This is a genomic window from Faecalimonas hominis (assembly GCF_054660755.1).
On the sequence record NZ_BAAHSH010000079.1, the window covers coordinates 1 to 9,557 of the forward strand.

A 9,557-nucleotide genomic window follows, 5' to 3' on the forward strand; every position below is an offset into this window, starting at 1 on the left:
GATAAGAAGAGAGAGAGATAAAAGTGAGAAAGGGAAAAAAAAGGAAAAGCATACATGAAAGAAGAGGAAAAGAGTATGTAAAAAAAAAAATAGAGAGGGAAAGAAAAGAAAAGAGGGGTGGAAGGAAGGTAAAAAGGTAAAAATAAAAAAGAAATGAAAAGTAGAAAATAAAAAAAAAAAAAATGAAGATAAGAAAAGAAAAAAAAGAGATAGGAAGAAGAATATGAAGCTGCTTTGGTAATGAATAAATTTAAAAAGTGTAACGCAAACGCTAAAAATAGAACCATAGCGGTTCGGTATGCACACCAATTAAAGCTTTTAAAACGTTTTTTTAAGGATTCATTTGCGTCATTAATGGCTTGAATATATAAACTTGCTACAAAAATTCGAGCGTGTTTTTCCTTTTTGTCATAGACTTTCTCTAAAATCAAATAGTCTGGAGTTAATCTTAGAGTTTGTTTTGCCGTTAATAAAATTCCTAATTTTAAAATAGTGTACAAATAAATTAATGACATGAGTATTGTTAATGCAATATAACTTCGGACTAACCAAGTTTGGGCAATATCTGTTGGCACTTGGAAAGTACCTAAATTTGAGATTATGTCTGTAATGAAAACAAAAATAAATCCGCAAATGGTAGATAGAATATAGACTTTGTTATCCAGTTTTTCACTTCTGCGTACAGAATGTTGATATTCTTCCAATATAGCATTAAGGCATATTTCGGAAGAATCTTCTTCAACAGTTATTGTATTTAAGTTTTCTGGAGAAGTATCAGAGTTTCGTTTGTTTATTTTTATGACATATTCTTTGTTGTCGATAATAGCGGTATATTCATTCATAATTTGTCCTTTGTAATAGTAGAATTAGGGCTAACCATTGAAATGGTCTGGATTAATTTTTACTTTAATACCATCAGAAGTATCAAGCAATACCTGGCTTCTCTGCAATTCCAACTCCACTTTTTCTTTCGTCTCTGCTATTTCATCTATAGTTGCCTGTGTAGCTTCATTTGGATTATCTCCACCGGATTTCAAAGCATTCTGGTAGAGGTAATTCATCTTTTCCCATTTCAATAGGTCATTAAATACCTTATAACTTCTGATATTCAACAAAGCGTCCTGCAAGGACAGTGTATGTGCTTTCCCTCTGGCTGTATATCTGATTTCGAGATAAGAGGAAAGCACCGGATTCAGATGGATAGATACGGTATCATCCTTTAACAGCTTGTCTTCCCCTCTCTCTCCGCTGATCTGGAGGATGCCGGAATTGCAAAGAACCATAAGCACGCCCATCAGATCACCGACTGTTTCCAGACGAAGTCCGGCAGTATCACTGCCATTGAGAGCGTTATAGCTAACTCCGAGTGCGGCTGCAATCTTCTCTAACTGAGGAGGCTGTGGCTGCATTTTGTTTGTTTCGTATTTTCGGATGGAAACTGGATGGATGCCAGTCAGTTCAGCCAACCGATCTTGTGTAATGCCAATCTGTTTTCTGCAGTATTTGATTTTTTCTCCTATGGTCATTCTTATCGTCCTCCATGTATCGAGATGGCTACATTATACCATGTTTGAAAAAATTTTTCTACTAGCATTTCAAAATACTTGACAATAGCGGAGTCGCTACATATAATGGGAATATAAAATGTAGCGATATCGCTATAAAAAGAAAAGGGGGATGCATATATGGCAGAAAACAACAAGATTTATATTACTGCAAATGAACTCGCAGAAATGCTGGGTGTTTCTGTAGGTCATGGAGAAAGGAGTTCGACCATGAACAAAGAGATGAAAGAAACATTAAACAAAGTAGCTGATTATGAAGATTGGGTAAAGCAAAAAGCTTTAAAAGCCGGAAATCTTGCTTTTGCATCTATGTTCCTGATCAGTGTTGGAGCTATTATCATACAGCTTCTATTGGCAGTAAATCTTCGTCTGGTGCTGGGTGAAACGTTAATTGCTCTGGTAGGCGGAATTGTATATGCGTTTATTATGGTACATAATGGCATTTGGGATAAAGGCTTGTCTGCGAGAGAGGCACTATGGAGAGATTTCCTTACCAGTGTGATCTGTGCAGGAATTTTCTCTGTGTTTTATGGTATCTGCCTGAGAAGAATGGGGGCAACCGAGAAGCAAACGATATATTTCGCTTTACTTTTTCTGGGTGGAATTACAATCGTGGCATTTATTGTTCTCAGAGTATTATCATATTTTAACCGGAACAGACGCCGGATTTCAGTTAATGAGGAGCAAAGAGATATTCCAACGACAAAGACAGGCAGTACAAAAATTTACAACGCTAAAGATATAGTAGAAGCGGGAAGAATTATAGAACTTTTAAAAGAACAAGGAATTGCTGCTTTTTCACAGGAAGCGAGTGCAAGCGTCGCTATGCATGGTGCACCGGGATTTGGTATGTATGGTGTGGATGTATTGGTGGAAGGTGATGAAGCGAAAAAGGCAATACAGATTATCGAAGCCGCAGATGATTCTCAAAGCAAAGAAAAATTTTGACATTTCTATGGAACCGTGATAATATGATTATAGAAAAAGAGTGCTACCGATAGACGGTTAGTCCGATATAAAGTTAGACAAAAATTGCCGCTTAGTTTACCAGACTGGGGCGGCTATTTTTGTGGTTTATGATTATCCTTACCGAATGTGTATCCGATACTAAAGCAGGTTAAGCCGAAGCCCACTACTGCTATAAAATCTACAATACTCATTGGCTTAGCCCTCCTTTCCAGTGGATTCCCGTTCGGGTTTCTATGTAATCAGAGGGTCACAGTCCCTCTGCTGAAGGACTAACCGCCTACCGTTGTATGGTAGCACCCATGCACTGATTATAACAGTCAGAGTGTATGGCTGCAACAGCAAATTAAAGTAAGTGCAACTATAATAATTGAATTATGTAGGATACTTGCCGATATTGAAAAAAATAACAGTGGAATAAACTTCGGATTGGGAAGTAAATGATATATGGAAATTTTAACTACTAGGGAATGGGCAACTGTGATCTGGGCATTTATTTTATTTGTGTATGCAATGGTACATAGACAGATTAGAGAGGCATTTTGGAATGTTGTAAAAATATTCTTTGGTAAGAAGTTAAGAATACTTTGGGGGATTATTTTCCTTTATGTTTTGGGTATAACTTTAATATTTTATCAGTTACCGTTTTGGGATAATGCTTTTATTAAAGATATTATAGTTTGGTTTGTCTTTTCAGGTTTGATATACTGCATGAATGCTGTTTCAAAAGAGGCAGATGAGGAATATATTAGAAAAGTTTTAAAAGATAATTTGAAATTGACGATTGTTTTGGAATTTATTATTAGCACATTTACTTTCAACATATGGGTTGAATTGGTAATTATTCCGATCACAACAATAATTGTAATTATGAATGTAATTGCAGAGCGCGAAGAGGAGTATGAGAAAGTACATAAGTTGCTAGATATGGTTCTTGCGGTGGCAGGATTTTGGATACTATACGAGACCATAAAGATTGGAATACATGAATATAAAGAACTGGATGCATTAAATACTTTTATTAGTTTTATGATTCCTATTGTGTATTTAATACTAATTATACCGTTAGAATACATACTTGAACTTTATTCAAAATATGAAGTGTTGTTTGTCAGGATGTCATTTAAGGAAGCAAAAGATAAAAAAATTCAAAGAAGACATCGTTGGCTTGTGATAAAAGTATGTAAACTTTCAGTGCATAAAGTGATGCTCTTTCAAAAGAAATATTGGTGTAAAATGTATAGTAGAATGTCTGTAGCAGAATTTGAGAATCTGATAAAAGAATTCAGGGGCGAATGCAATAATGAGAGATAATTTCTGTATTTCGGAATAAATAATTGGATTGATATATGAGTACATTTTGAGTGCAATTTTTATGCCAGTCAAAATTATGCCTGCTAATATGGCGAATACAACAATGAAAAGTAGCGAAAACGCTATTGAAATTACAGAAATCAATCTCCTGTGAGACGAGTTTGAATAGGAGAGTTAAGCCCACAATCCCAGCATTTATGCGGGGTTGCGGGCTTTTTCTGTGTGTCGTGACAATCAAATGACAATAATTTTAATTTTAAAGAAGCTTATCAGAAAGTGAAGAAATAGATTTATTTATATGTTTTAATGCAGATAAAGAATCTTTGATAGAAGGTTCAGTTCCTAAAATATAATCTTGAAAATTTAAATCAATGGAATAATTTTCTACATATTCTTTTCCGCATGTTTCATATTTTATTTCTATGTCAAATTGTTTATCTGGATAAGATTCAAAATCAAAGCTAGAACAAATATGTTGTTTAGGTGCGAGAAAAATATTTTTTAGATTGGAAAAGTTAAATTCTGACAAATTAGATTTCCCTACTTTTTCCCAAGAAATATCTGGAGTAATTCGTATATAAAGCAATTTGGCAGGAGAATTACCAAAATTTTTAAGAACAAGTGAATAAAATGAAGAAGTTGCAGTTCCAGTGATATAAAAAACAAGATTTCCTCTATTTTGTTCAAAATATTGTTTTTGTTGTTCATTTAGCTGATTTCTCATTTCTTTTAAATTTTGAAATGTAAAGTATACCGCTATAATTGATATTATTAAAGTTGCGACACTAAATATTATCCCTAAAAATTGGAATAGTGTCGAATGCCATTCTGCTGAGGTCATAATACACATCCTTTTTTATTTATTGAATTATTATAAAGTTTAAAATACTGCTCTTTCTGATGTTAAATTATAAAAAATAATTTTATTATAAGGAATTAATGATTGCTGTGCTTATTATGTTCTCTTCTTCTGTAGCATGATAATTTGGATTACTTAACAGTGTGTCTTGAAGGGTAGAACGCAGTTTATCACAGCAGGGTTTAAAAGACAGATATGTAATTCCGCCGCCGATAACTCCACCAACTACAGGAATGGCCTTTTTGAAAAAACCAGCAAAAACTTGTTTTGTCATATTAACACCGAACCATTTAGAAACACTTTTTACAATTGGGTAGATTGTACCTTTAGTAAGGGCGTTTTTTAACAATTTCTTTTCAACACCTTTTCCTAGGGCTGTTGCCATTGCTTTTAGAGCAGTATTAGCTCCTTGAACACCATACATGACTCCTAAGCAAATGATTAAGGTGTTCATGGTTTCAGAATCAAACTTTTGATTTCTCTCTTCAGTGTCAATTTGAGGAAAACCATATAAGTACATAAGTTTTTGTGCTGCACGCAACATATATCCGTAGTATTGTGCAATATCAGCCGGAACTGTTGCTGCCATAGCAAAACCACCAGGCACACCTAATGCTGCGGAAATACCCGAAACACAGTTCCTTTCGTATTTAATAACTTCGTCTGCTATTCTATCTATCTCATTGGAAGGAATTTTTGCATGTGCTGGGTTATAGGCTATTGCGTCATCGATGGTATCTTGCGGATAATTTTTGAAAAGTTCCTTTTTTAGAAAATCCTTTCTATCCACTTTTATGCCTGGAGTTTTAAATCCAATAATAATAAAATCTTCTATATCAATTTCACCATTGCCATTAGCATCAATCGCATTTACTATGGAATCTTTTGATTTTGTAATAGCGGTTTGTGCCTTTTTAATGATGTTGTCATTTGTTTTATCCATTTAATCATAATCTCCTTAATGTCGTTTTTGCTTATTTGGATACTTACTTCTCCAGGCTAAGTATTCCTCTTCCGTAATTTCTTCGTTTCTGTATTTCTGGTACATATCTGCCCATTCACCAACTTGATCTATCATATTTAATGAATCATGTCCTTTATCCTTAAACATCAGTTGAGGTACCCCGGATTCATCTCTGTAGGCATGGAGTCCATACTGGTCTTCCAATGCGAAAAGGGAATGCATAACACTTATATAGGTGTCAAAGTTTGGATCAGCCAGTGCGAACGGGCTGATTTTTAATGCATTGGCAATTTTTTCTAATTGATCCTGGGAAGCGGTGCGGTTCCCCAGTTCATAATTTCTTACAGCTGACTCACTCAGTCCTGCCTTTATGGCCAATTCTTTTTGAGTATATCCTTGTTCTAACCGATATTTTCTGATTTTATCTCCAACAGTCATAATTGATCGCTCCTTCACAGTTCTTGTCTCTTATTATAGCATGAACAGTTCAAAAATGAAATATAAAAACAAACCGTTCAATATTGAAATTATTCTGTTGACATTTCGAAAATGAAATGTTATGATACAAGCGTACCGTTCAGAAATGAACTGATAGAATTTATAAAAAGGGAAAGGAGGAAGAAAATATGGCGAGCAAATTATTTATCTCAGCGAAAGAAGTTGCCCGGGAATTAGAAGTATCTGATTCCTTTGCATATCGTCTGGTACGCAAGCTGAACGATGAACTGGAAAAACAGGGATTTGTGGTTGTTAAGGGCAAAATTAGCCGTAAATATTTTGAAGAACGTGTTTATGGTATGAGCGAAACAAAATAATGTGAGAGTTCAAGAAAGAAGGTGAAAATGAATGGCAGTTATTAAAAACAAAAAGACCAATACTTATGAAGTTCGCACCTATTATAAGGATTGGACAGGTGCCAGAAAGCAAAAGACAAAGAGGGGATTTAAGCGCAAATGTGATGCGCAAGACTGGGAGAGGGCTTTCAAATTAAAGGAAAATAGAAGTCTGGATATGACATTCGGAGATTTTGTAAATATTTATCTGAACGATATTAAACCCAGGATTAAATATAATACCTGGCTGACTAAAAAGCACATTGTCGATAAGAAGATTCTCCCGTATTTTACGGATAGAAAACTACAGGAGATCAAGACGGCAGATATCCGTCAGTGGCAAAACACGATTATGAATCATCGAGATGCCAATGGAAAGGGATATTCGCAGGTATATCTTAAGACAATCCACAATCAAATGAGTGCGATTTTGAATCATGCGGTTAACTTTTATGATTTGAAAAGTAAACAGATTGGGGAATGCCTGGGAAGTGATTACTTTGTCATCCCATCTTCCATTCATGAAGGTGCGACCCGTTTCGCCGCATAAATAAACAAAAGGCGAGGGTTGCAATTAGTTTAACTAGTTGCAACAACAACTTATTTTCCGAGAAGTAGAATGATTGGGTAACGCCATGAAATGCTTCCTTTGATACTCCGAATAGCGTCTTGCAGTTGCACATTGTGAGAGGTTATAAGCTCGGTGAAGTCGGCTGAGAGCCACCCTAACGCGTGAAGGCGAGGAACTACGAACCAGAGGTGGTCGAGTGGATGATAGGCCGGAAGTCTATAAAATACCTATGGCGAGAATGTTGTCTATACAGGGGCAACTGGCGAACTCTTGAAGAAAAGGGTCTAAAGAATGGGAATGTAGAAATGCATTGATGACGTAACGTCAGGTAAGTGTGGGTGAGTAAGACATTCGTTATGAAAGTCCATGTAGTGTTACAGGCACTACCAAGCTTACAGGCTCAAAGAGAGCGCCTAAGGGTATATGAACAGATAGGAAAATAGGAACGGGGGAAGCTGACAACGAGTAGGAAGTGCAATTCCAATGAGACGGTCTGTGGTAACACAGTTTATGTCAGTGAAAGTAGGGGCAATGTACCTATGAAGCGGTGATAATAAGCCGTGGAGGGATAGCCCCAAGTCAAGTTAATTCATTAAAACTTAATATGGTAAAAAGTGTTTTGGGTTCGAGTATGACTAAGAGAAGAAATCTTCGTTTAAGGAGATGACTGACCAAACGACAAAGAAAAGAGAAAACAAGGTACTAAGGCGTAATGAGTACTATGCAATTCAAGATGTGTTTGATGGCTTATATGCTCAAAGTAAAGAAGGTGCAATATTTAATGACCTAATGTCACTAATTGTAAGCCCGCAGAACATTGCACTGGCATACAGACGAATCAAGCGAAACAAGGGAAGCCGAACTCCTGGAACAAACATGGGTACAATCGAACAGATAGCGGAACAGGGAAATGACGAATTAGTAGCCTATGTCCAACATAGATTGGCAAACTACAAACCACACCCAGTTAGGCGTGTCATGATTCCCAAAGACAATGGAAAGGAAAGACCTTTAGGGATTCCTACCATTCAAGACCGTTTGATACAGCAATGTATTCTTCAAGTAATGGAGCCAATATGCGAAGCTAAGTTTCATAAGCATAGCTATGGATTCAGACCAAACCGTAATACACACCATGCAATAAGCCGATTTCGATTTTTAGCTTTCACAGTGAAGTTGGAATATGTAGTGGATATTGACATAAAGGGTTTCTTTGACAATGTAGACCATTCTAAGCTTTTGAAGCAAATATGGTCACTTGGTATTCATGACAAAAAGCTGATTTGTGTAATAAGCAAGCTTCTAAAAGCACCGATACAAGGTGAAGGAATTCCTACAAAAGGGACACCGCAAGGTGGAATCCTGTCACCGCTACTATCTAATATCGTGTTAAATGAACTTGATTGGTGGATAAGCAACCAATGGGAAACATTTCTAAGTAAATTTCCCTACAGGTGGGATGGTGACAAATTTCATGCGCTTAAGAAAACAAAGCTAAAAGAAATGTATCTTGTACGTTATGCAGATGATTTTAAAATTTTTTGCAGAAATAAAAAGGATGCTGAACGAGTAAAGCTTGCTGTTGAAATGTGGTTAAAGGAGAGATTGCATCTTGAAACAAGTCCAGAAAAAAGTAAGATAACGAATTTGTGTAGGCATTATTCAGAATTTCTAGGGTTTAAACTAAAACTAGAAGAAAGACCAAAGCAGAATGTTATTGTTTCGCATATGTCGGACAAAGCAAAGAAAAAGGTTACAGCCAAGCTTCGCAAAGCAATTTGGGAAGCACAAGGCAATGAGAGTAAAGCTCGAAACCTGAATGCAACAATTCGGGGGATGCACAATTATTATTGTGTAGCCACAAGAGTGAGTAAAGATTTTTGGAAGATTTATTATCTCTTACTACCAGCCTTAAAACACATGACACGGTCACATGGCAAAACAGGACCACCACTGTCTGAATTTCAAAAGATAAAATATGCTAATTATCATGGCAGACGTTATCTAGTAGGGGAAGTTGTTATTGACCCTATTTATGCAGTTGCCTTCAAGATTCCCTATGGATTCAAACAAGAGACCTGTAATTACACAGAGGAAGGAAGACAGTTAATTCACAAAAGACTTACGCATCTCGATGTTATTTTCAGATATTTAGCAGAACATCCGCTAAGGCACGAATCAATTGAATTAAATGACAATCGTATTTCACGAATGTCAGCTCAGAGAGGTAAATGCTCGATAACAAAGAAACAGCTTACAGTCTATGATATGCGAGTTCACAAGATTTATCCGAATGGTGGAGATGGCTACAGGAACATAGATATCGTTTCTTCGGATGCCTACGAACTAATCCACACAAAGGAAAGTGAACGAGCTAAAGAGCTGATTACAAAGCTTACAAGTGAAGGATTGTGGAACGAAAATGCGCTTAAAAAGACCAACAATTATCGAATTCTAGTCGGTAATGCCATAATTGAGTAAATAG

The 9,557-nt window shown here is 36.1% G+C and carries 10 protein-coding genes; 5 read left to right on the forward strand and 5 right to left on the reverse strand.

Going from position 1 to position 9,557, the window contains the following annotated elements; genetic code table 11:
- On the reverse strand, window positions 1-842 hold an 842-nt coding region (locus ACYQ35_RS11440; RefSeq protein ID WP_459833676.1), incomplete at its 3' end, for a hypothetical protein.
- Between the two features lie 30 nt (window positions 843-872).
- The gene (locus tag ACYQ35_RS11445; RefSeq protein WP_459833679.1) at window positions 873-1,526 is read right to left on the reverse strand and encodes a helix-turn-helix domain-containing protein; all 654 of its coding nucleotides are present in this window, start codon (window positions 1,524-1,526) and stop codon (window positions 873-875) included.
- Between the two features lie 159 nt (window positions 1,527-1,685).
- Between ACYQ35_RS11445 and ACYQ35_RS11450 the strand changes: the two genes are divergently transcribed.
- Window positions 1,686-2,513 carry a putative signal transducing protein gene (locus tag ACYQ35_RS11450; RefSeq protein WP_459833682.1) on the forward strand — a complete coding sequence of 276 codons (828 nt, stop codon included), beginning with the start codon at window positions 1,686-1,688 and terminating at the stop codon, window positions 2,511-2,513.
- A 465-nt stretch (window positions 2,514-2,978) separates the two neighbouring features.
- Window positions 2,979-3,845 carry a hypothetical protein gene (locus ACYQ35_RS11455; protein WP_019163203.1) on the forward strand — a complete coding sequence of 289 codons (867 nt, stop codon included), beginning with the start codon at window positions 2,979-2,981 and terminating at the stop codon, window positions 3,843-3,845.
- A 256-nt stretch (window positions 3,846-4,101) separates the two neighbouring features.
- Here the strand turns inward: ACYQ35_RS11455 and ACYQ35_RS11460 are convergent, their stop codons facing one another.
- The 3 genes from ACYQ35_RS11460 to ACYQ35_RS11470 all read right to left on the reverse strand — a co-directional run bounded on the left by ACYQ35_RS11460 (window position 4,102) and on the right by ACYQ35_RS11470 (window position 6,124).
- Entirely contained in the window at window positions 4,102-4,686 is a 585-nt protein-coding gene (locus tag ACYQ35_RS11460) for a hypothetical protein (protein WP_459833685.1), read from the reverse strand.
- An 85-nt stretch (window positions 4,687-4,771) separates the two neighbouring features.
- Window positions 4,772-5,647 (reverse strand): hypothetical protein, encoded by an 876-nt coding sequence (locus ACYQ35_RS11465; RefSeq protein WP_459833688.1) that lies wholly within the window; start codon window positions 5,645-5,647, stop codon window positions 4,772-4,774.
- Window positions 5,648-5,662: 15 nt separating this feature from the next.
- The gene (locus ACYQ35_RS11470) at window positions 5,663-6,124 is read right to left on the reverse strand and encodes a helix-turn-helix domain-containing protein (protein WP_459833691.1); all 462 of its coding nucleotides are present in this window, start codon (window positions 6,122-6,124) and stop codon (window positions 5,663-5,665) included.
- A gap of 170 nt (window positions 6,125-6,294) precedes the next feature.
- Between ACYQ35_RS11470 and ACYQ35_RS11475 the strand changes: the two genes are divergently transcribed.
- The 3 genes from ACYQ35_RS11475 (at window position 6,295) to ltrA (ending at window position 9,553) form a co-directional block, all read left to right on the forward strand.
- Window positions 6,295-6,483 carry a hypothetical protein gene (locus ACYQ35_RS11475; protein ID WP_024720800.1) on the forward strand — a complete coding sequence of 63 codons (189 nt, stop codon included), beginning with the start codon at window positions 6,295-6,297 and terminating at the stop codon, window positions 6,481-6,483.
- Window positions 6,484-6,514: 31 nt separating this feature from the next.
- Window positions 6,515-7,051 carry a tyrosine-type recombinase/integrase gene (locus tag ACYQ35_RS11480; protein WP_459833694.1) on the forward strand — a complete coding sequence of 179 codons (537 nt, stop codon included), beginning with the start codon at window positions 6,515-6,517 and terminating at the stop codon, window positions 7,049-7,051.
- Window positions 7,052-7,735: 684 nt separating this feature from the next.
- On the forward strand, window positions 7,736-9,553 hold the full coding sequence (ltrA, locus tag ACYQ35_RS11485) for a group II intron reverse transcriptase/maturase (protein WP_459833697.1): 1,818 nt from the start codon (window positions 7,736-7,738) through the stop codon (window positions 9,551-9,553).
- The last annotated feature ends 4 nt before the right edge of the window (window positions 9,554-9,557 follow it).